At 75.2% G+C, this 21,922-nt stretch carries 20 protein-coding genes; 8 read left to right on the top strand and 12 right to left on the bottom strand.

Translation table 11 applies throughout. The features are described 5' to 3' along the window. Window positions 1-58: 58 nt before the first annotated feature. The 6 genes from AVL61_RS04175 to AVL61_RS04150 all read right to left on the bottom strand — a co-directional run bounded on the left by AVL61_RS04175 (window position 59) and on the right by AVL61_RS04150 (window position 6,586). Window positions 59-1,111 carry a hemolysin family protein gene (locus AVL61_RS04175; protein WP_058873067.1) on the bottom strand — a complete coding sequence of 351 codons (1,053 nt, stop codon included), beginning with the start codon at window positions 1,109-1,111 and terminating at the stop codon, window positions 59-61. Next, window positions 1,108-2,616, bottom strand: coding sequence for a hemolysin family protein (locus AVL61_RS04170; RefSeq protein ID WP_157571282.1), 1,509 nt, complete (start codon window positions 2,614-2,616; stop codon window positions 1,108-1,110). The genes AVL61_RS04175 and AVL61_RS04170 overlap by 4 nt, the downstream gene beginning before the upstream one ends. 165 nt (window positions 2,617-2,781) lie before the next feature. Then, on the bottom strand, window positions 2,782-3,789 hold the full coding sequence (locus tag AVL61_RS04165; RefSeq protein ID WP_058873243.1) for a DNA topoisomerase IB: 1,008 nt from the start codon (window positions 3,787-3,789) through the stop codon (window positions 2,782-2,784). Between the two features lie 93 nt (window positions 3,790-3,882). Continuing rightward, a complete protein-coding gene (locus AVL61_RS04160; protein WP_058873066.1) occupies window positions 3,883-4,980 on the bottom strand; it encodes a hypothetical protein in 1,098 nt (365 codons plus the stop codon). Between the two features lie 123 nt (window positions 4,981-5,103). Beyond that, complete coding sequence (locus AVL61_RS04155) at window positions 5,104-5,481, bottom strand: TIR domain-containing protein (RefSeq protein WP_058873065.1); 378 nt, start codon at window positions 5,479-5,481, stop codon at window positions 5,104-5,106. 136 nt (window positions 5,482-5,617) lie between these two features. Then, window positions 5,618-6,586: an NAD(P)/FAD-dependent oxidoreductase gene (locus tag AVL61_RS04150; protein ID WP_058873064.1), complete on the bottom strand. Its 969-nt coding sequence runs from the start codon at window positions 6,584-6,586 to the stop codon at window positions 5,618-5,620. A gap of 219 nt (window positions 6,587-6,805) precedes the next feature. Between AVL61_RS04150 and AVL61_RS04145 the strand changes: the two genes are divergently transcribed. From AVL61_RS04145 to AVL61_RS04125, 5 genes are read left to right on the top strand one after another with little or no spacing between them, the layout of a single operon-like run. Beyond that, entirely contained in the window at window positions 6,806-7,915 is a 1,110-nt protein-coding gene (locus tag AVL61_RS04145; protein WP_082696945.1) for an iron-siderophore ABC transporter substrate-binding protein, read from the top strand. A 13-nt stretch (window positions 7,916-7,928) separates the two neighbouring features. Next, entirely contained in the window at window positions 7,929-9,011 is a 1,083-nt protein-coding gene (locus AVL61_RS04140; RefSeq protein ID WP_058873063.1) for a FecCD family ABC transporter permease, read from the top strand. After that, window positions 9,008-10,087, top strand: a complete 1,080-nt coding sequence (locus AVL61_RS04135) for a FecCD family ABC transporter permease (protein ID WP_082696944.1) — start codon at window positions 9,008-9,010, stop codon at window positions 10,085-10,087. Before AVL61_RS04140 ends, AVL61_RS04135 begins: the two co-directional genes overlap by 4 nt. Beyond that, complete coding sequence (locus AVL61_RS04130; RefSeq protein WP_058873062.1) at window positions 10,084-11,025, top strand: ABC transporter ATP-binding protein; 942 nt, start codon at window positions 10,084-10,086, stop codon at window positions 11,023-11,025. Before AVL61_RS04135 ends, AVL61_RS04130 begins: the two co-directional genes overlap by 4 nt. Further along, complete coding sequence (locus AVL61_RS04125) at window positions 11,022-12,107, top strand: siderophore-interacting protein (RefSeq protein WP_058873061.1); 1,086 nt, start codon at window positions 11,022-11,024, stop codon at window positions 12,105-12,107. Before AVL61_RS04130 ends, AVL61_RS04125 begins: the two co-directional genes overlap by 4 nt. Window positions 12,108-12,134: 27 nt before the next feature. Here the strand turns inward: AVL61_RS04125 and AVL61_RS04120 are convergent, their stop codons facing one another. Continuing rightward, complete coding sequence (locus AVL61_RS04120; RefSeq protein ID WP_058873060.1) at window positions 12,135-13,307, bottom strand: PQQ-dependent sugar dehydrogenase; 1,173 nt, start codon at window positions 13,305-13,307, stop codon at window positions 12,135-12,137. A gap of 106 nt (window positions 13,308-13,413) precedes the next feature. On the opposite strand from AVL61_RS04120, the gene AVL61_RS04115 reads away from it, so the two are divergent. Next, a complete protein-coding gene (locus AVL61_RS04115) occupies window positions 13,414-14,331 on the top strand; it encodes a DMT family transporter (RefSeq protein ID WP_058873059.1) in 918 nt (305 codons plus the stop codon). Between the two features lie 182 nt (window positions 14,332-14,513). Here the strand turns inward: AVL61_RS04115 and AVL61_RS04110 are convergent, their stop codons facing one another. From AVL61_RS04110 to AVL61_RS04100, 3 genes are all read right to left on the bottom strand, one after another. After that, complete coding sequence (locus tag AVL61_RS04110) at window positions 14,514-16,103, bottom strand: alpha/beta hydrolase (protein WP_058873058.1); 1,590 nt, start codon at window positions 16,101-16,103, stop codon at window positions 14,514-14,516. Between the two features lie 223 nt (window positions 16,104-16,326). Then, window positions 16,327-17,751: an MFS transporter gene (locus tag AVL61_RS04105; RefSeq protein WP_058873057.1), complete on the bottom strand. Its 1,425-nt coding sequence runs from the start codon at window positions 17,749-17,751 to the stop codon at window positions 16,327-16,329. A 25-nt stretch (window positions 17,752-17,776) separates the two neighbouring features. Then, on the bottom strand, window positions 17,777-18,214 hold the full coding sequence (locus AVL61_RS04100) for a GNAT family acetyltransferase (RefSeq protein ID WP_058873056.1): 438 nt from the start codon (window positions 18,212-18,214) through the stop codon (window positions 17,777-17,779). A gap of 131 nt (window positions 18,215-18,345) precedes the next feature. Here AVL61_RS04100 and AVL61_RS04095 point away from each other — a divergent pair, with 131 nt between their 5' ends. Further along, window positions 18,346-18,960 carry a hypothetical protein gene (locus AVL61_RS04095; protein ID WP_058873055.1) on the top strand — a complete coding sequence of 205 codons (615 nt, stop codon included), beginning with the start codon at window positions 18,346-18,348 and terminating at the stop codon, window positions 18,958-18,960. Next, window positions 18,957-20,555 carry a GMC family oxidoreductase gene (locus AVL61_RS04090; protein WP_058873054.1) on the top strand — a complete coding sequence of 533 codons (1,599 nt, stop codon included), beginning with the start codon at window positions 18,957-18,959 and terminating at the stop codon, window positions 20,553-20,555. Before AVL61_RS04095 ends, AVL61_RS04090 begins: the two co-directional genes overlap by 4 nt. A gap of 22 nt (window positions 20,556-20,577) precedes the next feature. Here AVL61_RS04090 and AVL61_RS04085 read toward each other — a convergent pair whose 3' ends face one another. Both AVL61_RS04085 and AVL61_RS04080 read right to left on the bottom strand, forming a co-directional pair. Next, a complete protein-coding gene (locus AVL61_RS04085; RefSeq protein ID WP_058873053.1) occupies window positions 20,578-21,375 on the bottom strand; it encodes an IclR family transcriptional regulator in 798 nt (265 codons plus the stop codon). Window positions 21,376-21,450: 75 nt separating this feature from the next. After that, window positions 21,451-21,771 (bottom strand): putative quinol monooxygenase, encoded by a 321-nt coding sequence (locus tag AVL61_RS04080; protein ID WP_058873052.1) that lies wholly within the window; start codon window positions 21,769-21,771, stop codon window positions 21,451-21,453. Window positions 21,772-21,922 lie beyond the last annotated feature (151 nt).

Genomic DNA, 21,922 nt, shown 5'->3' with positions numbered 1-21,922 from the left:
CGCCTCGGACGGTCCGGCGGCGCGGCGGCCTCGAGGGCCCCGCGCCGCCGGAGCCGGCTCAGGACGGGCGGCTGGTCGCGTCCCGGACCTCCCCGACCAGCTCCTCGAGGACGTCCTCGAGCGCGACGACGGAGGCGGCCCCGGCCGTCGACCCCTGTCCTTCGACAAGGGCCAGGTGGGCGTTGCGCTGCTGCATGGCGCGCACGACCTGCTGCAGCTTGGCGCCGGCGGGAACCGTGCCGAGCCGCCGGACCGCCTCCGGCGGGACGGGGGCGTGGCGGCGCTCCGCCGGGGTCCCGAGCAGGTCCTTGGCGTGGACGTAGCCCACCAGCGTCCCGTCGTCGTCCCGGACGGGGAACCGGGAGAAGCCCGTGCCCGCGCAGATCTGCTCCAGCTCCGCCACGGTCGCGGAGCGGGGCACGGTGCGCAGCTGCTCCGCGGGGATGGCCACGTCCTCCGCGGTGAGGTGCTCGAACTGCAGCGCCCCGGTGAGCAGGGTGATCTCGTCCTCGTCGAGCAGGCCCTCGCGGCCCGACTCGGCGACGAACCCGGCGACCTCGTCCGAGGTGAAGGAGGAGGCGACCTCGTCCCGGGGTTCGGCCTTCAGCACGTGGCGGACCACGAGGTTCGCGGACTGGTTCATCAGCCAGATGAAGGGACGGAAGACCAGCACGAAGACCCGCAGGACCGGGCCCAGCAGCAGGGCCGAGGCCGCGGGCTTGGCGATGGCCATGTTCTTGGGCACCATCTCCCCGATCACCATGTGGAAGAAGGTGACGACCAGCAGGGCGATGACCAGGGCCACGGGGTGCACGAGCCCCTCGGGCACCCCGAGGTCGGCCATGGGGCCCTCGATGAGGTGGGCGATCGCGGGCTCCCCCACGGCGCCGATCAGCAGGGAGCACGCGGTGATGCCCAGCTGGGTGGCGGCCAGTGACGTCGAGACGTCCTCGATGCCCTTCAGCGCGGACCTGGCGGCGCCGGAGCCGGCTGCGGCCCTCGGCTCGATCTGGTCGCGGCGGGCGGAGACCATGGCGAACTCCGCGGCCACGAAGAACGCGTTGCCGCCCAGCAGCAGGACCAGGAACAGGATGGCGAGGCCCTCGCTCATCGGGACCCACCTCCCTCGGTGTCGGCGGCCGTGGAGCCGCCCGCATCGCCGGCCCTCCCGAAGGAGGTCTGCGCCGACTTCTCGGCGGACGTCCCGGCGGCCTTCTCGGCGGACGTCCCGGCGGCCTTCTCGGCGGACGTGGCGCCGGTGTCGGCCCGGCGGGCGTCGCCGCGCCGGACGACGATCCGGTCCACCCGGTGCCCGTCCAGCCGGACCACGGTGAGGGTGACGTCGGTGCTGGTGGGCAGGTTGTCGTCGTCGCGGTGGACGTGGTCGACGGCCTCGAACGAGACCGTGTCCCCGGCCAGCGGCAGCCGGTCGAGCTTCTCCGCCATCAGCCCGCCGAGGGTGTCGGACTCCTCCCCCTCGGGCAGCTCGAGGCCCATGACGTCGCCGAGCTCGTCGGGACGCAGCAGCCCGGACACGGAGATCGCCCCGTCGCGGGTGCGGCGGTACCGGGCGACCGTCTCGTCCTGCTCGTCGTCGATCTCCCCCACGATCTCCTCGATCAGGTCCTCGAGGGTGACGATCCCGGCGGTCCCCCCGTACTCGTCGACGACGACGGCCAGCTGCAGGCCGGGCCTGCGCAGCTCGCGCAGCAGCGGGTCCAGGGTCATGGACGCGGAGACGGTCGTGGCCGGGACCGCGATCTCGCGCACGGTGCGCGTGCCCCGGTCCTCGTACGGCACCGCGAGGGCGTGCTTGAAGTGCACGACACCCACGATGTCGTCGACGGAGTCGCCCTCCACCGGGAAGCGGGAGTGACCGGTCTCGGCGGAGATCTCCACGAGGTCCTGGACGGTGTGGTCATCGAGGAAGGTGACCTGCGGGCGCGGGCGCATGACGTCGGCGGCCGTGCGGTCGCCGAACTCGATGGACCGGGCCACCAGCTCGGCGGTGCCGGGGTCCAGGGTGCCCTCGGCCCCGGAGCGGGAGACCACGGCCATCAGCTCCCCGGCCGTGCGCGCGCTGGCCACCTCCTCGGTGGGGGTGAACCCGAGCAGCTTGAGCACCCAGTTGGCGGAGGAGTTGAGGATCTTCACCAGCCAGCCCAGCAGCAGCATGAAGATCCGCTGCGGGTGGACCACGAGCCGGGACACGCGCATCGGCTCGGCGATCGCCCAGTTCTTCGGCACGAGCTCGCCGAAGACCATCTGGGTGAACGTGGCGATCACGAACGCGGCCGTCGTGGCGATGCCGGTGGCGGCCGCCGGGGACAGCCCGGTGAGGCCCAGCCCCTGCGCCAGGAGGACGCCCAGCGAGGGTCCGGCGAGGAAGCCCACGATCAGGCTGGTGAGCGTGATGCCCAGCTGCGCGCCGGAGAGGTTGGTGGAGGTCTTCGTCAGGGCCCGCTCGACGGCGGCGGCCCGCCGGTCGCCGGCCTCCTCAGCGGCCCGGACCTCGTTGCGGTTGACGGTCAGGAAGGCGAACTCCACGGCCACGAAGAGGGCGTTGCCGAGGACCAGGAGAACGGCCACGGCGAGCAGGATCCATGCTTCTAGCACGCGGCGCTCCCCTCGGACGGGGCGGTGCGGTCAGGGGAACCCGTACTTCGGGGCTCCGTTTCGTCCGGACCGGCGGGGGCGCGGTGCGCGCCTCCGGGGGGCCGGGAGTCGTGGGAAGGCATGGTCCCAGGATAACGGCACGCCCAGGGGGTGCGGTGCTCGCCGTCAGGTGAGGAACGCCCGCAGGGACCGCTCCGCAGCCCGGTAGGTGCCGACGTCGATGGTCTCGCCGCCCATGAACCGGTCGATCACCCGGGGGTCCGTGTAGGAGCTGCGGGCGATGGCGGCCGTGTTGCCCAGGTGCTCGGCGACCTCCCGCATGGCGGCGGACACGGCCTTCTTCCGGGCGCTCTCGCTGGGCCGGGTGTCGGCGCGGGCGGCGAGCGCCATCGCGGCGGTCACCGTTCCCTGCCAGGTGCGGAAGTCCTTGGCGGTGAAGCCGGCGCCGCACCGGTCCCGCACGAAGTCGTTGAGCCGGGCGCTGGTGATGCCGGTCCACTGCCCGTCCTCGTCCCGGTGGGCGAGCGCGGTCTCGTCCGGGGCGCGCTCCAGCATGGGCGCGAGCGCGGCGGCGAGGTCGGCGTCCCGGAGGCTCAGCGTCCAGCGGTGCCCGCTCTTGCCGGGGAAGTCGAGGTGCACGTCCGCTCCGTCCACCCGGACGTGCTGGACCAGCAGGGTGGTCACGCCGTAGGAGCCGTTCGACTGGGCGTACTCCTCGTTGCCGACGCGCAGGGCGGCCTCGTCCATGAGCCGGAAGGCCGCGGCGCAGGCCTTCTCGGCCGTGGCGCCCTCGGAGCGCAGCAGCCGGGTGACGGCCGGGCGGGCCTGCGGGAGCGTGTCGCCGAAGTCCAGGACGCGGTCGAACTTCTCGCGGTCCTTCAGCTCCCGCCAGCGCGGGTGGTAGAGGTACTGGCGCCGCCCGGCGTCGTCGACGCCCGTGGCCTGGATGTGCCCGTTGGGCTGGGGGCTGATCCACACGTCCTTCCAGGCCGGGGGGATCGCCAGCTGCCGGATCCGCTCGAGCTCGGCCGGCTCCTGCACCTTCGTGCCGTCGGCGCGCCGGTAGGAGAAGCCCTTGCCGTGGCCGCGGCGGGTGATCCCGGGACGGTGGCAGTTGCTGCGCCGCAGGCGGGGCGTGCGGGTCTTCGCTGGGCTCTGCTGCGTGGCGGCCATGGTGTCCTTCCGGATCGGCTCCGGGACCACCCCGGGAACACCAAGTCTACTGACTGCCGGGGTGCGCGTCGTGCGGCCCGGCGGCGGCCCCGGTCAGGGCTCGGAGCGGGTGTACGCGGCGGCGCGCACGGCGTCGTCGTCCTCGAGCCCGGCGCCGAGGGCGCCGCCCACGGTGGCGAGCGTGGCGGTCAGCCACGCGAGCTTGACGTACTCCACCGCCCCGGCCGGGGCGCCGATCACGGCCGCGAAGACGTCCCCGTCCACGAGCAGCAGCGCCCCCAGCCAGGACAGGGCGAAGACCGCGAGGTAGAAGACGGACACGCCGATGGCCACGGTGGCGGCCGTGGCGAGGTTGAACAGGGCCACCTGCTCCCGCTCGGCCCGCCGGCGCGGGCGCTCCCACAGCCGGGCGCCGACGACGAGCGCGCCGGTCACCGCGGCGATCGACAGCAGCGCCAGCAGCCCCAGCCGCCAGGGCCCGTAGGCGGCGGCGAGCAGCCACAGGTCGGAGGCGACCAGGGTGAGCACCCCGGTGGCCGCGGCCAGGGCGAGGAGCCGGGACAGCCGCGCCACCAGGGTCCAGGGCCGGTTGGCGCGGATCATCCCGAGGAGCAGGCGCACGTTGCCGCCCAGCACGCGGGCGGTGAACTGCACGGCGTTGTCCTCGGGCCGGTCCTCGAGGTCCTCCGAGCGCTGCCGTGCGCGCCGGACGAGCTCCGCCTGCGCGTCGGCGTCGCCCGCGTCCTCGGTGTCGTGGCCGAGCAGGTGGCCGACCACCCGCACGGTCGCCTGCCGGACCTTCTGCCCGACGTGCAGGGCGCCGAGGGCCGGGACGGCGAGGAGGCCCACACCGTGCACGGGGCTCAGCTGCGTGAGCACCGGGCTGCGGCCGTCCTTGAGCGGGACGTCCGTGAGGACCACGACGAGGTCCCAGTCCTCGTCGAGCATCCGGTCGCGCGCCGCCTCGAGCAGGTCGAGGCCGTCGGCGGGCGGGACCACCAGCCGGTCGGTCACCGCGCTCACCCGCCAGCGGACCCCGGGATAGCGTTCGTGCAGCGGCCCGGACACGGAGGCCGCGAGGTCCCGGGGCAGGGCGCCGGCGATCTGGGGCGAGAGGACGAGGCCGACGAGCAGCTCGGGCACGGGCTCGTGGCCAGGAGCGGGGTCTGCGGCAGAAGGGTGGTCGGGCACCGGTCAATCCTGGGACAGGACGCCCGGAAACGCCATTCGAGCCGGTGCGGGGTCACCTCTGCCCTCCCCCGGGGCCCGCGGCCGGCCCCGCGGGCCCGGCCGCGGGGCCCGGCGTCCGCCGGGTCAGAGGCCGTCGAGGAAGTCCCCGATGTTCTCCCAGGTCCAGCTCTCGCAGCGCGCCGGGCCCATCTCGGCGGGCTTGCCCCGGTGCTCGGGCTCCACCCACAGGCCCAGCAGCGGCTTGCCCTCGGCCACCGCGCAGCGGAGCTGCCACCGCGCCGCGGGCGAGTCCGAGGTGCCCCCGCCGATCAGCGCGATCACCCCGTCGCAGCCGCGGATCCGCTCCCGCACGTCCCGCTGCCACTGCTGCGGACACACCCCGTCCACGGGCGGGGCCAGGAACCGCGCCTGGTCCCCGGCCCGGGACCACTGGGCGGTGAACACGTCCCGGAACAACTCGTCCTGCTCCGCGAAGGCCAGGAACACGGTCTTCGGCGCCATTGCCGTCAACTCCCCGAAATAGAAATCCATGCAGAACCGCACTGTGTGCCCCGGGGCCGTCCGGAGGACAGGCACCGGGACACACGCCTTAACGAAGGTGCCGGAGCCGTGGAACCGGGGAGCCGGGGCGAGGTCGTCAGCGCGCGGTGAACCAGCGGGTCGGCGGGGCCGGGGCGGGGGCCGGCCCGGCGCCGGGGTGGCCCCGCAGCGAGGTGGCGCACGCCACCCCGGCGGCCGCCCCCTTGCCGATGGCGATGGGCACCAGCTGCAGGCCGGCGGTGATGTCGCCCGCGGCGTAGACCCCGTCGACGCTGCTGAGCTGGAACCCGTCGACGGCGATGCGCCCCTCGTGGTCGAGCTCGCAGCCCAGCTGCCGCGCGAGGTCGTTGCCCGGGTGGTGCGCGTAGGAGAAGAAGACCTTGTCCCCCTCCACGAGCTCCCCGCCGGCCAGCTGGACGCCCGCCAGGGCGCCGGGCGCCCCGATCAGCGCCTCGGCGACCCCGTCCACGACCTCGGCCCCGTGGTCGGCCAGGACCGCGCGCTGCTCCTCGTCGAACGCCGGTCCGGTGGTGCCGGTGACGATCCGCACGCTGTCGGCCCAGTCGAGCAGCTCCGCGGCGTAGGCCGGCACGTGCCGGCCGGAGCCGAGGACGACCACCACCTGGCCCCGGGCGGTGTACCCGTCGCAGGCGGGGCAGTGGTGCACGTCGACGCCGTAGTGCTCGGCGATGCCGGCGATCTCGGGCACCTGGTCGCGGACCCCGGTGGCCAGCACGACCCGTTCCGCGGCGATCTCCGCGCCGTCGACGTCGGCGCGGAACAGGCGGCCCTCGTCCCGGCGCAGGCCGGCGACCGTTCCGTGGTGGAGCGTCACCTGCGGGTACTGCGCCAGCCCGGCACGCGCCTCGGCCAGCAGCTCGCCCGGGGTGGTCGGGTCCCTGCCCAGCAGGCCGTGGGCGGCCTCGGCGGCCAGGTTGCGCTGCTGCCCCGCGTCCACGACCACGGTGGAGCGCTGGTAGCGGCCCAGCCAGGTGGCCGCGGACAGGCCCGCGGGGCCGCCGCCGACCACGAGCACGTCGACGGAGGACGGGAGGTCGGACGTCATGGGTTCTCTCCTCCGGCTCGGGGGAACGCTGCATCGGTCGCCCGGCCCACTCTACGCACCGGGTGGAAGACGGCCCGGTGGCCACCCCGGCCGGATTAGCACATGCTCGTGTTGCGTATTGCCCGGATCACGACCTAGGGTGATGGCTGTTCCGAAGGTTAGGCAACCCTTGCCTCACCCCGCTCCGCACCGACGGCCCTGTCGTCGACCTCCGAAAGGGTGGCCGTGGCCTCTCTGCTCCTCCGTGCTCCGCGCACGCCGTTCCCCGCTCCGCGCCCCTCGCCCCGCGTCCTCGCCCCGGCCGCCCTGCTGGCGGCGGGCGCCCTGGTCCTCACCGGGTGCTCCACCGGCCCCGCGGGCGGGGAGTCCGCGGGCAGCTCCGCGTCCGGGGAGGGCGCCACCGGCGAGTTCCCCCGGACCGTGGAGCACGAGTACGGCGAGACGACGATCGAGGAGGCGCCCGAACGGGTGGCCACGGTGTCGTGGGTCAACCACGACGTGGCGACCGCTCTCGGCGTGGTGCCCGTGGGCGTGCCCACCACGGACTTCGGCGCCAACGAGAACGGGTCCACCGACTGGTTCGACGCCGCGCTCGAGGAGTCCGGCGCCGAGGCCCCGGAGACCTACGCCGAGACGGACGGGATCAACTACGAGGCGATCGCGGCGCTGCAGCCCGACGTCATCCTGGGGGCGTACTCCGGGCTGACCCAGGAGGAGTACGACAAGCTCTCCGAGATCGCCCCCGTGGTCGCCTTCCCCGAGGACGCCGTGGCCTACGGGACCTCCTGGCAGGACTCCACGGAGCTCATCGGCCAGGCCCTGGGCCGGGAGGAGCGGGCCGCGGAGGTCGTGGCGGACGTCGAGCAGCAGATCGCCGACACCGCCGAGCAGTACCCGGAGCTGGAGGGCACCTCGTTCGTCTACGGCACCATCGACCCGGCGGCCGCCGACCCGATCTTCGCCTACACCGCGGTGGACAACCGCCCGAAGTTCCTCGAGTCCCTCGGCATGGTCCAGTCCGAGGCCGTCCAGCAGGCCGCCGAGGGCAAGGAGGACGAGTTCTTCGTCACCTGGTCCCCCGAGCGGGCCGACAAGCTGACCTCGGACGTGTTCGTCAGCTGGGCCGAGGACGAGAGCGTGCGCGAGACCATCCAGGACGACCCCCTGCTCAGCAGGATCCCGGCCGTGGCCGACGGCGCCCTGGTGCTCCAGACCGATCCGCAGGAGGTGCTCTCGGTCTCCGCGGCCTCCCCCCTGAGCATCCCGTGGGCGCTCGAGAACGTGGTCCCGGACATCGCCGAGGCCGCCGCGGCCGCCGGCGGCGAGTGAGACCGCGGCCCCGGTGAGCACCACCAGCACCGCCTCCCCCGCCCGGCAGGTCCCCGGCGCCGCACCGCGGCGCCGGGGACCCGCCCTGTCCGCGGCCGTGCTGCTGCTGGCGGCCGCGGCCGCGGCCTCCCTGTTCTGGGGGGCCCGCTCGGTGGACCCGGCCACGGTGCTCGCCGTGCTCACCGGGCTGCCCGCGGCCCTGCTCGAGGGCGGCTGGTCCCAGGTCTCCGCCGGGCTGGGCATCGACGCCGCCGTGGTGCAGAGCCGGATCCCCCGCACCCTGACGGCCGTGCTGGCGGGAGCGGCCCTGGCCGTGGCCGGCGCCGGGATGCAGGGGGTCAGCCGCAATCCGCTGGGCGACCCCGGCCTGCTCGGACTGACCGCCGGCGCGGCGTGCGCGGTGGTCCTCGGGATCGGCTGGCTCGGCCCGGTGGCCACCTGGCAGCTCACCGCGCTGGCCCTCGCAGGCTCGGCCGTGGCCGCGGTGCTCGTCTTCGGCTCGTCCCGGCTCGGCGGCGGCGCCCCGACCCCGGCGGGCCTGGTCCTGTCCGGGGCGGCCGTCAACGCCGGCTTCACCGCCCTGACCACCTCCGTGGTCCTCGTGCTGCCCGCGGTGCTGGACCGCTTCCGGTTCTGGAGCATCGGCTCGGTCGCCCGCGCCGAGACCACCGACCTCGCCGCCGTGGCGCCCCTCGTCCTGCTCGGCGTGCTCCTCGTGCTCGGCGGCTCCTCGGGGCTCAACGCCATGGCCCTGGGCGACGAGCTCGCGCACGGGCTGGGCGTGGACCTGGGCCTGCAGCGCGTGCTCGTCTTCGTGGGCGTGGTGCTGCTGTCCGGCTCGGCCACGGCCCTCGCCGGCCCCATCGCCTTCGTGGGGCTGCTCGTGCCCCACGCCGTGCGCCGTCTCCTCGGCGGCGACTACCGCTGGATCGTCCTGTTCAGCGCGGTGCTCGGCCCCGTGCTGCTCCTGCTCGCCGACGTCCTGGGCCGGGTGCTGACCCCGCCCCAGGAGATCCACGTGGGCGTGACCACGGTGGTGCTCGGCGTGCCGGTGCTGCTGGCGCTGCTGCGCCGGGGACGGAGCGTGACCCTGTGACCGGCACCGTGCTCTCCCCCGCGCCCGCCGCCCCCGAGCCGGCCGGGGCCGAGGAGCTCGTCCGGGCGGTGCGCCGCGACCGGTCCCGCCGCACCCGCCGGGCGGTCGCCCTGCTGGCCCTGGCGCTGCTCGCGGCCCTGGCCGTGCGCGTGCTGCTCGGGCGCTACACCGTGACGGTCCCCGACTTCCTCGCGATCCTCGCCGGGGAGCAGATCCCCGGGGCGAGCTTCATCGTGCTCCAGGAGAAGCTGCCGCGCGCCGTGCTGGGGGCGCTCGCCGGGACCGCGCTCGGCTGCTCCGGCGCCCTGTTCCGCCGGGTGCTGCGCAATCCCCTGGCCAGCCCGGACATCCTGGGCATCACCTACGGCGCCGCGGCGGGGGCCGTGGCCGGCACCGCGGTCTGGGGCCTGCGCGGCACAGCCGTGTCCTGGACCGCCCTGGCCGGGGCCGTGCTCGCCGCGGCCCTCATCGCCACCGCCTCGGTGCGCCTGCGCACGGGCGGGATCGTGGGCGAGCGCTTCCTGCTCGCCGGCATCGGCGTGGCCGCGCTCGCCCAGGCCCTCACCGCGGCGCTGCTGGTGCAGCTGTCCCTGAACGCCGCCCAGGACGCCGCCCTGTGGACCGCGGGCTCGCTCAACGCCGCCACGTGGGAGAGGATCGCCGTCCTCGCGGCGTGCCTGGCGCCGGCCGTGCCCGCGGCCGTGGCCGTGCACCGCGCCCTCGAGCCGGCCGAGCTGGGCCCGGAGCTCGCGGCCGGTCTCGGGGCGCGCCCGGCGCGCAGCCGGGCCCTCGCCCTGGGCCTGGGCGTGCTGCTGGCCGCCGTGGCCACCGCGGCGACCGGTCCGCTCGCCTTCGTGGCGCTGATGTCCACCCCGGTGGCGACCGCCCTGACCCGGGGCCGGACCTCGATCGTGGCGTGCGCCCTCGTGGGCGCCGTGGTCGTGGTGGTCGCCGATTCCGTGGGCGCCGACCTGCTGGCGCAGGTGCAGCTGCCGGCCGGCGTGGTCACCGGCGCCGTGGGCGCCCCCGTGATGCTGTGGCTGCTCGTGCGGCAGCGGAGAGGAGCCCTGGCATGAGTCCTGAGCTGCGCCCCGGCCTGCGTCCCGTGGCGGACCCCGCGGCCGGCGTCCCCGCCTTCCGGATCCGCGGGCTGTCCCTGGGCTACGGCGACCGCGCCGTGGTGCGGGAGGTGGACCTCGACATCCCGCACGGGGACACCACCGTGCTCATCGGCGCCAACGGGTGCGGCAAGACCACGCTGCTCAAGGGCCTGTCCCGGCAGCTGCGCCCGCTCGCCGGCACCCTCGAGGCCGACGGCCGCGACGTCCGCGAGTGGCACGCCCGCCGGTACGCCCGCTCGGTCAGCCTCCTCCCGCAGTCCCCGGTGGTCCCCGAGGGCCTGACCGTGGCGGAGCTCGTGGAGCGCGGCCGGCACCCGCACCGCCGGTGGTGGGGCGCCCCCTCCCCCGACGACGACGCGGCGGTGGCCCGCGCGCTGGAGCTCACCGAGCTCACGGCCCTGGCGGGGCGGCCCGTGGAGGAGCTCTCCGGCGGGCAGCGCCAGCGGGTCTGGATCGCCCTGACCCTGGCCCAGCGGGCCCGGACGATGCTGCTCGACGAGCCCACCTCCTACCTCGACCTGGCGCACCAGGTGGACCTGCTGGACATGCTCCGGGGGCTCGACCACCCCGAGGGACCCGGCGCCGGCCGGGCCACCGTCGTGGCCGTGCTGCACGAGCTGAACCTGGCCGCCCGCGTGGCGGACCGGCTCGTGGCGATGGCCGCGGGGCGCATCGTGGCCGTGGGCACGCCCGCCGAGGTGCTCATCCCCGAGCTGCTGGCCGAGGTCTTCGGGCTCCGGGCGGACGTCGCCCGGGACCCCGTGGGCGGACGCCCCGTGGTCCTGCCCCGCGGGCGGGCCCACGAGGGCTCCCGCCCCGTCCCACCCGCCGTCCCCGTGCCCCTGGACCCCGCGCCCCGAGCGGCCGCCGAGATCGGAAGGACCCTGCTGTGACCGCCATCCCCGCCCCCGAGGCCGCCGCCCACGAGGCCCCCGTGCTGTGCGTCGAGGCCGTCGTGACGTCCGTGACCCAGCTGTGCCCGTCCTTCCGCCGGATCGCCCTGGCGGGCCCGGAGCTCGCCGGCCTGTCCCCGGCCCTCATCGGGGCCGGGGACGCGACCCGGTGCCGGGACGCCTACATCAAGCTGCTCGTCCCGCCTCCGGGCCGCGAGCCCCAGCGGGCGGACCTGTCCCTGGGCCTGCGCGAGGGCTGGTTCGCCCGGCCCGCCGAGGAGCGCGGCTGGATGCGCACCTACACCGTGCGCGGCGTCCGGCGCACCACGTTCTGCGGGATGGTGGTCCCCGAGCTCGTGATCGACGTCGTGGTGCACGGCGGGCATGCCCAGGACGGCCCCGGCAGCCGGTGGGCGGCCGCGGTGTCCCCCGGCGAGCGCGTGTACCTGCTCGGGCCCGGTCCCCGGGAGCGGCCCTGGGCGGCGTGGGACCACGGTGGCGCCCACCGCGTGCTCGCCGTCGGGGACGAGACCGCGGCCCCGGCCCTGATGTCCGTGGCGGAGGAGTTCACGGACGCCCACGCCGGGCCCCCCGCGGGCGGGACCCGGCCCCGCCTCGACGTGGTGCTCGAGGTCCCGCACCCCGAGGACGCCGCCGCCCACCGCCTCCCCGCCGACCTGCCGGACGTGCGGCTGCACGTCCTGCCCCGCGCCGGGGGCGGGGAGCCGGCCGGGCACGGGCACCGGGCCGCGGTGCGCCTGGCACACCTGCTCGAGCTGCCGGGCCGGGCCGTGGACGACGTCCTGGCGGGCCGCCGCCCGCAGCGCGGCGGCGGGGCGCCAGCCCGGCCGGCCGCGCGGAACGCCGCCGGCGACACCGCCGCGAGCACCACCGAGGACGCCGCCGAGCCCCGGGCGTGGTCGGTGGCCACGTCCGCGCGCGCCGACGTCCCCTACGTGTTCCTCGCCGGCGAGTCCGGCACCGTCAAGGCGCTGCGCCGGCTGTGCGTCGACGCGGCGGGCATCCCCAAGGACCACGTCTCCTTCATGGGCTACTGGCGGCGGGGCCAGGCGGAGTCCTGAGCACCCGGCACGGGCCCCGGGCGCCGTTCAGCCCCCGTCCGGCCGCGGGGTGACGCGCAGGACGGCGTCGTCGTCGCCGTTGGAGGTCGTGACCCACAGGGCGCCCTCGTCGTCGAGGGTCAGCGAGCGCAACCGGCCGTAGTCGTTCTCCAGCTCCGCCATGCGGGTCAGGCCGGTGACCGCGGTGTCCTCCACCCGGTAGACCCCCACGCCCGTGTTCTTCAGCTCGGCCACGGCCAGCGCGCCCTCCCACGCCCCCCAGCGCTCCCCGTCGAGGAAGGCGGCGCCGCTGAGGGCGACGGTCGGGCGCCCGGAGGACCACGCGGCCGGGACCGCGTCCGGGTACTCCTCGAGGTCGGTCATGGGCACGGACTCGTCGTAGCCGGGCGCGGGATCCCACCCGTAGTTCCCGCCGGGCTCGAGCACGTTGATCTCGTCATCGGTGCCGGGTCCGTGCTCCGCCGACCACACGGTGCCGGTGCCGGGCTGCACGGCGAGGCCCTGGACGTTGCGGTGGCCCAGGGTGTGCACGGCGGCCGCGGGCCCGTCCCGGTCGGCGAACGGGTTGTCCTGGGGGACCGTGCCGTCGGGATGGAGCCGCAGCGTCTTGCCCCCGAGCGAGTCCGGGTCCTGCGGGTTCTCGCCCTGGGCGGCGTCCCCGGTGCCGACGAGGAGCGTGCCGTCGGGGACGAAGCGCAGCCGGCAGCCGCTGTGCCGGCCGGAGCTGATGGGCAGGCCGTCGACGACCGTCCCGGTGCGCTCGGCCGCGGCGGCGTCCTCGTCGAGCCGCCAGCGGGTGACCCGCACGTCCTGCGGCCGGCCGTCCTCGGTCCGGGTGGCGTGGCACAGGAAGATCTCCCGGGTCCGCCCGAAGTCCGGGGAGACCTCCAGGCCCATCAGTCCGGCCTCGCTGCCCACGAACAGGTCGTCCAGGTCCGCGGCGACCTCCCGCACGCCCTGCTCGTCGCGGGCCAGCAGCCGGCCGCCCCGCTCGGTGACCAGCACGGTGCCCTCCGGGGTGAGGGCCACGTCCCACGCCAGCTCGAGGTCGTCCAGCACGACCTCCACGTCCAGGGCGGGCGCGTCCGCCGGGGCGCCCAGGCGTTCGCCGGTCGCCAGGGTCCCGCCGTCGGGGGCGCAGCCACTCAGCAGCAGTGCCGGCACGCACAGCGCGCTCACGATCCCCCCGCGGACGTCCATGGTGGCAATCTACTCCGAATCCCCGGCCGGGCGGACCGTAGGATCGGTGCATCCTGCCTCCGACCGGGCGGGACCGGACGGCGGAAAAGAGAGCGGGGGTGCGCCGGTGGACCACGACGCGGCCGGCCGGGCCCGGCTGATCCTCCTCGGCGCGGTGGCGCCGGTGGTGTGGGGGACCACCTACGTGGTCACCACCGAGCTGCTGCCCCCGGACCGGCCCATGACCGCGTCCCTGCTGCGGGCCCTCCCGGCGGGGCTGCTGCTGCTCGCCCTGACCCGGCAGCTGCCGCCGCCCGCCTGGTGGGGCCGGTTCGCGGTGCTCGCGCTGCTCAACTTCGGGGCGTTCTTCCCTCTGCTGTTCCTCGGTGCCTACCGTCTGCCGGGAGGTCTCGCCGCCGTGGTGGGCTCCGCCCAGCCCCTGGTCGCGGCGCTCCTGCTGCTCCTGGCCTTCCGGCAGCGCACCCCCCTGCCGCGGGTGCTGTGGGCTCTCGCCGCGGTGACCGGCGTGGCCGTGGCCGTGTTCGCGGGCACCGTCACCCTGGACGCCCTGGGGCTCGCCGCGGCCTTCGCCGGGACCGCGGTCATGGCCGCCGGGGTGGTCCTGACCCGCCGGTGGGGGCTGCCCGAGGGGCTGAGCGGGCTCGCCGCGACCGGCTGGCAGCTGACCCTGGGCGGTCTCATGATCGCCCCGCTCGTGCCCCTGCTGGACACCGGTCCCTTCGTCCTGGACCTGCCCGCCGTGCTCGGCTACGCCTGGCTGGCGCTGCCCGGCGGCGCCGTCGCCTACGCCGCGTGGTTCCACGCCGGCCGGCGCGTGCCGCCCACGAGCCTGACCCTGCTGATGCCCCTGACCCCGGTGACGGCCGCGGTCCTGGGCCTGCTGCTGCTCGGCGAGACGCTCACGGGTCTCCAGGCGGCGGGGTTCGGGCTGGCCCTCGTGGCGTCCCTGGCCGGGCAGCTGCCGGGCCTGCCGCGCCTCCGCACCGGATGCGTGCGCGCCGGGCGGGGACGGGCCCGGCCCTGATGAGGGCCGGGCCCGTGTGACGATCCTGGCGGCTCCGGGAAAATCAAGTGGTGATCCGTGACCCGTGTCTCAGTAGGATGGGCCGGAGCCGCCGGATCTTCCTGATTTCCCTGGTGGCTGGGCCGGTGCGGGGGCGATCTCGTACCGGCCGCTTTCTGCCCCCGCACCACGCGTGCCCCGGCTCAGCAGACCCGCTCCTCGGCGGGCAGCACGCCCTCGAGGAGATAGGTGGTGACCGTCTCGTCGACGCACCGGTTGCCGCTCAGATAGGCCCCGTGCCCCTCGCCCACCCGGGTCAGCAGGTGCCCGCCCTCGAGCTGCGCGGCCAGCGCCTGCGACCAGGCGTAGGGCGTGGCCGGGTCTCCCGTGGTGCCGACCACCAGGATGGGCCCGGCACCGGCGGCGTCGATCGGGGCGGGCGTGCTGACGGGTTCGTGCGGCCAGGCCCCGCAGGTGACCTGCCCGTGGCTGAACCAGTCGCCGAGGGTCGGGGACGCCTCCTGCAGCCGCGCGTCCAGCGCCGCCATCGCGGCGGGGTCGTCGTTCTCGGGACGGTCGAGGCAGTCGATCGCGATGTTCGCCTCGTAGGAGTTGGCGTAGGTGCCGTCGGGGCCGCGGCCGTAGGCGATGTCCGCGAGGCGCATCAGCCCCGTCCCGTCCCCGTGCTCCGTGGCCAGGTCGAGGGACTGGGTCAGGAACCACCAGATGCGCGGATCGTAGAGCGGTTTGATGAGCCCGCTGACCGCGTCGTCCACGGTGAGCGGCCGCCCGTCGGCGGTCGGCAGCGGCTGCGCCTCGACCTGCCGGAGCAGGTCCTCGATCTCCGCCAGCCCCTCGTCGACGGTCCCCTCGAACGGGCACCCGTCCAGCGGCAGACAGGACTCGACGTACACGCGGAGGGACCGTTCGAAGCCGGCGGCCTGGTCGAGGGTCAGCCCGGCCCCATCGAGGGACGGGTCCATGGCCGCGTCGAGCACGAACCGGCCCGTCCGCTCGGGGAACAGGTCGGCGTACGTGGCGCCGAGCAGGGTGCCGTAGGAGTAGCCGAGGTAGTCGAGCTCGTCCTCGCCCAGCACCGCCCGCAGGATGTCCAGGTCCTTGGCGGCGCTGATCGTGTCGACCTCGCCGAGGAGCGGGCCGGTGTTCGCGGCGCACGCCGCGGCGAAGCGCTCGGCCGCCGCGATGGCCTGGGCCAGCCCCTCCGGGGTGTCGGGATCGACGGTGCCGGCACGCATCGCGTCCATCGTGGCGTCGTCGACGCACTCCACGGCGGTGGAGCTGCCCACGCCCCGCGGGTCGAAGCCCACGACGTCGTACGCGGCCCGCACGCGCGGGTCCAGCCCAGCCGCCCACGCCTCGATCGAGGCGGTCCCGGAACCGCCCGGGCCCCCGAAGTTCACGAGCAGGGAGCCCTGCCGGGCCGCGGGGTCGGTGCTCGGCACCCGGGTGAGCGCCAGCTCGATCTGCCCGGCGGCCGGGTTGTCGTGGTCCAGCGGCACCCGCACCCGGGTGCACTCCGCGGCCGCGCCGCACGCGGTCCACACGAGCTGCTGGGCGTAGAAGTCCTCGAGCCCGGGCGGCACCTGCGCGGTGACGACGACGCCCTGCTGCGGCGCGGCGACCGTGGCCGCCCCGGCCGCCCCGCCCGCCGGGGCGGCCGCCAGGAGCACGGCCAGCGCCAGCACGGAGCCTGCGCGGCGGGTGCGCCCGCGCCTCCGGCCGCGGGAGCCGGAGGGGTCGTCGGGGCCGCGGGTGTTCTCGGGAGGACGCATGGCTCACCACTGCTTTCGGTCGAACCGGCCGGACGCCGGTGCGCGAGCACGAGCGCGGACGCGCACGACAGGACCTTGCCGGCGGCCTCGCGGTCCCCCAGGGCCTCGGACGCCCCCTGCGCCCGGCCGACCCGGTCTCCACGCCCCACCGCCGCGCGACAAGGGGCTTCAGCGTAGGAACGCGCCGATCGGGCGGTCAAGGATGTGTCGCGGCGCGAAGGCGTCACGGGCGGTCCCGCGCCGTGGGGCGCAGGACCGCCGCGGACAGCAGCCCGCCGGCCGCGAGCAGGCCCGCGCACACCCCCATGACCACGGGGAAGCCCTCGCGGACCCGCGCCGGGTCGGTGAGGCCGGTCTCCCCGAGCCCGCCCACCAGCGGGATCGCCGCGACCGCGAGCAGGCCCGCGGTGCGCGCCACGGCGTTGTTGACCCCGCTGGCCAGCCCGGCCTGCTCCGTGGGCAGGGCCCCGAGGACCGTGGCCGTCAGCGGCGTGACCAGCAGGGTCAGCCCCGCGCCGAACACGGCGGCCGGGAGCAGCACCTCCAGGAGGTAGTGCGCCCCGGGCCCGGCCCGGCCCAGCAGGAGCACGCCAAGCGCGGCGATCAGCGGACCGGCCGTCATGGGCAGGCGCGGACCCGTCCGGTGCGCCAGGGCGCCGGCGGACGGGGAGAGCAGCAGCATCAGGACGGTGACGGGCAGCAGGGACAGCCCGGCCGCCACGGGCGGGAACCCGGCCCCCACCTGGAGGGCGACGACGAGGACGAAGAACACCGCGCCCAGGCCGGCGTAGACCACGAAGGTGATGAGGTTCGCCGCGACGAACAGGCGCTGCCCGAGCAGCGCCGGAGGCAGCAGCGGGGCCGCCGCACGCCGCTCCCGGAGCAGGAACGCGGCGAGCAGCCCCGCTCCGGCCGCGAGCGCCCCGCCCGTGGCCGGGAGCGACCGGCCGTCACCGGCCGCGGCCGTCAGCCCGAGCGTCAGCGCGCCGAGCCCCGTCACCAGCAGCGCGGCGCCGGGCACGTCCAGCTGCGGGCAGGCTCCCGGGTCCCTCGACTCCGGGACGTGCCGGCGGGCGATCAGCACCACGGCGAGCGCCACCGGGAGGTTGACCAGGAACACCCACCGCCACGAGGTGGTCTGGACCAGCCAGCCGCCCGCGAACGGGCCCACGGCCGAGGCCACCCCCGTGAACCCCGACCAGGCCCCGATGGCGCGGGCACGGTGGCCCGGCGCGAAGGAGGACTGCAGGATGGCGAGGGCGGTGGGCACCAGGAGGGCGCCGCCGATCCCCTGGACCGCCCGCGCCGCGACGAGCACGGTGACGTCCGGGGCCAGTCCGCACAGCGCGGAGGCCCCGGCGAAGCAGGCGACGCCGAGCAGGAAGATCCGGCGCCGGCCGTACCGGTCCCCCAGGGAGCCGCCCAGCAGCACGAGGGCGGCTAGGGTCAGCGTGTACCCGTTCACCACCCACGTCAGCCCGGTGCTGCCCGCCCCCAGGTCGGCCCCGACGGCCGGCAGGGCGATGCTCACCACGGTCGTGTCGATGAACGTCAGGGCGGAGCCGAGCACGGTGGCGACCAGCACCCACCGGGCCCGCCGCTGCCCCCAGGACAGCAGCTCGGGCGAGGGGTCGTCGGAGGGTGGCACCGCGGGCCGGTCGTTCGCCGTCGGATCAGCCGCTCTGCTGGGCCTGCCGCCCGGGGTCGAAGAACTTCCCGAGCACCACGGTGTCCTGGACGGCGTAGCCCATCCGCTCGTAGAACTCCCGGGTCCCCGTGTTGGCGGTGCGGACCATGAGCTGCATCTTCGGGATGCCGTGGCCGGCCACCCACTGCTCGGCCGCGGCCATCAGCTCGCGGCCCAGCCCCTGACCCCGGCGGGCCGGGTGCACGGCCACGTAGTACACCCACCCCCGGTGGCCGTCGTGGCCGACCATGGCGGTGCCGCTCAGGCGTCCGTCGTCGACGGCGGCCAGGACCGTGGAGGACGGGCTGCCGAGCGCCCGGTCCAGGTCCGCGCGGGGATCGTTCCAGGGGCGGGTCAGGCCCGCGGCCTGCCACAGGGACACGGCGTCCTCGTGCAGGTGCTCCGGCAGTCGTTCGACGATCACGAGGCCTCCTTCGGTGGGCCCATGCTCTCACGGGCTCCACATTCTCGCCCTGCGACAACGGGTCTGGCCCGCTGCGGTGATCCCGATCACACTCTGGACTACACCCGTCACCGCCGACGAGGAGGAGACCCATGGTCTATCCCGCGAAGTACTCCGCTCTCAACGCCCTCGCCCTCACCGACGAGGCCAAGCGCACCCTCACCCGCGTCATCCGGGTCGCGTTCCCCCACCCGCAGCTGCCCGACGGCCCGTACGAACGGATGACGGAGAAGATCGCCGCCGAGGCCGAGAGCAGCACGTGGTTCCGGATGGCCCTGACCCAGGGGCTGCTGACCCTGAACTCGCTCAGCGACGCGCCGTTCGTGGAGCTGTCCGACGACGCCGCGCTCAAGGTGCTCAAGCGGATCGCCGACCTCGAGTTCTTCGGCTTCATCCGCCGCACCACCGTGCTGCACCTCTACGACGACCACGAGGTCTGGGAGGCCCTGGGCTACGAGGGCGAGTCCTTCTCGAAGGGCGGCTACCTGCACCGCGGCTTCGACGACCTCGACTGGCTGCCGGACCCGCGCGTCGAGGAGGCCGAGGAGGACCTGACCGAGTGCGGGCCCCTCGGCTACCCGGTGGCCACCGCGGCCCCCGCGGAGGGGTGGAACCCGGACCGGCAGGGCGCCTCCGGGACCACCGACGAGCCCTTCAGCGACCTCTTCAAGGGGTCGGACGTCATCGAGCACGGGGAGACCGCATGACCACCACGCCCCAGGACCAGCAGCGCGCCGCCCGGATCGAGCTCGACGACGACTCCGCCGTCGTCGTCATCGGCTCCGGAGCCGGCGGAGGCACCCTCGCCCACGAGCTGACGGAGAAGGGCATCAAGGTGGTGCTCCTCGAGGCCGGGCCGCACCTGACCAGTGCGGACTGGGTCAACGACGAGTGGGAGGCCTTCCACCAGATGGCCTGGCTGGACCCGCGCACCACCACGGGCTCGTGGCGAATCGCCCGGGACTTCCCCAACCTGCCGGCGTGGATCGTCAAGGCCGTCGGCGGGACCACCACCCACTGGTCCGGGGCCACGCCCCGGTTCAAGGCCCACGAGTTCCGCACGCGCAGCGTCTACGGGCGCGTCGACGGCGCCAACCTCCTGGACTGGCCGATCGACCTGGAGGACCTCGCCCCGTACTACGACCGGGCCGAGCAGAAGATCGGCAGCACCCACCGCCACGGCCGGCCGCCGCTGCCCGCGAACAACAACTACAAGGTGCTCGCCGCGGGCGCCGAGAAGCTCGGCTACCGGCACTACGCCACCGGCCCGTACGGGACCAATGCGGAGCCGTACGACGGGCGGCCGGCGTCCGTCCAGGACGGGTTCAACTTCCAGGGCGACAAGAACCGCTCGAAGTGGTCCACGCTCGTCTCGGAGATCCCCAAGGCCCTGCGCACGGGGAACCTCGACCTGCGCCCGGACTGCCACGCCGTGCAGATCACCCACACGGAGAAGGGCCTCGTCGACAGCGTGCTCTACGTCGACGCGCAGGGCCAGGTCCAGCGGCAGCGGGCACGGCTCGTGGCGGTGGCGTGCAACGCCATCGAGACGCCCCGGCTGCTCATGCTCTCGGGCTCCCCGCTGTTCCCGGACGGGCTCGCGAACTCCTCCGGGCAGCTGGGCCGCAACTACATGCGGCACACCACGGGCTCCGCCTACGCGCAGTTCGACCGGCCGGTGCACATGTACCGGGGCGAGACGATGGCGGGGCTCGTCGCGGACGAGTCCCGGCACGACGTCGACCGCGGCTTCGCCGGCGGGTACTACATGGAGACGATCTCCCTGGGCCCCGCCTTCCTCGCCAGCTTCGTGGACCCCGGCTCCTGGGGGCCGGAGTTCACGGCCCTGCTGGACGGCTACGAGAACACCGCCGGGATGTGGGTGGTGGGCGAGGACATGCCGCAGGAGAGCAACCGGGTGACCCTCAACTCCTCCGTGACGGACCACCTGGGGCTGCCCGTGCCCAACGTGCACTTCGACGACCACCCGAACGACGTGGCGATGCGCAACCACGGCTACCAGCAGGCGTCCCTGCTCTACGAGTCCGTGGGCGCGACCTCCGTGCACCACACGCCGCCCTACCCGTCGACGCACAACATGGGCACGGCCCGGATGAGCGAGCGGCCCGAGGACGGGGTGACCAACGCGTTCGGCCAGACCCACGACGTGCCGAACCTCTTCGTCGCGGACGGATCGCTGTTCACGACCGGTGCCGCGGCGAACCCGACGCTGACGATCGTGGCCCTGGCCACCCGGCAGGCCGACTACATCGCCGAGCAGCTGGCGGCCCGGCACCTCTGACTGCGGATCGGCGGAGGGCCGCTCAGCCGGTCGCGGACCCGGCCGGGCAGCCCTCCGCCGCGCGCAGGGCCCGTCCCACCCGGTCCGCGGCGTCCCGCAGGACCGGCGCGATCGACCGGTGCCGCTGCTCGAAGTCGGCGGGCGACAGGGACACGGCCACGGAGCCCAGGGTGCGCCCGGCCGCGTCGACGACGGGCGCGGCCAGGCACGAGGCGCCGGGCACGAACTCCTCGCGCTCCACGGCGATGCCCTCCGCGCGCACCCGCCCGAGCTCGCGCCCCAGGTCCTCCGGCGTGCTGAGCGTGCGGTCCGTCAGGGGGCGCATCCCGTGCCGGCCGAGGTAGTCGGCCACCTCGTGCTCGTCCAGGCGGGAGAGCAGGATCTTGCCGAAGGCCGTGGCGTGGGCGGCGTCCGTGAAACCGAAGTCCAGGGGGGTGATGCGCGGCCGGCGCGGGGAGTCGACCACGTGCGCCACCACGATGGCGTCACCGCGGTAGACCGCGAAGTAGGCGGCGGCGTCGGCACTCGCGTGCAGCTCCCCCACCGCGCGCCGGACCGTGGCCGGCGTGGCCACCTGCTGGTGCAGGGAGGCGTCGAGGGCGTGGAGCTTGTAGCCCAGGCCGTAGCGACGCTGGTCCCGGAGGTGCACCACGTGCTCGGAGGCCACGAGCGTCCGCAGCAGCCGGTAGACGGAGGGCAGGGGCATCCCGAGCTCGGTGCTGATGTCCTTGGCCGTGGCCCCGCGGGGGTTCCCCGCGACCACGTCCAGGAGCGCGAAGGCCTTCTGCACGGAGGCCATGCCGGTGTCGCGTGCGGTCATGCCTCACATTCTGGCGTGCCGGATTGCACCTGCCAACCGGCCGGGAGCCCGGCCGGTCAGCACGTCAGCGGGCGCTCACTCGACCGTGATCTCGCCCATCCGGTTCCAGCCCGAGGCCGAGATCTGCTCGCTGATGATCTGCGGGGTCTCCACGAGCGCCTGGGGCGCCTCCGCCGTGAACTTCTTGAAGTGCTCGCTGTTCACGTGCGGGCCCGCGCCGTCGTCCGCGAAGGCCTCGACGAGCACGAACTCGTGGGGGTCCTCCACGCTGCGGGACCAGTCGAACCACAGGTTGCCCGGCTCCGCGCGGGTGGCCTCGGTGAACTCCTTCGAGAACTCGACCCAGCGGTCGGCCCAGTCCGGCTTCACCTTGAACTTGACGACGATGAAGATCATCCCTGCTCCCTTCTCGGCGGACGCCCGGCAGCGGCCGGGACTCTCCGTGCCAGTGTCCCGGGTCGCAGGACGGCCCGCCAAGGGCGGTTATCGCGGACCGACAACGCCGGCGCCCCCGTCCGTCCGGCCCCGGTCCCCGGCCGTCGGCGGA

Origin of the sequence: Kocuria rosea subsp. polaris, from assembly GCF_001483755.1 — a bacterium.
Taxonomy (GTDB): domain Bacteria; phylum Actinomycetota; class Actinomycetes; order Actinomycetales; family Micrococcaceae; genus Kocuria; species Kocuria cellulosilytica.
This window is presented reverse-complemented; position numbering and strand designations above follow the sequence as displayed.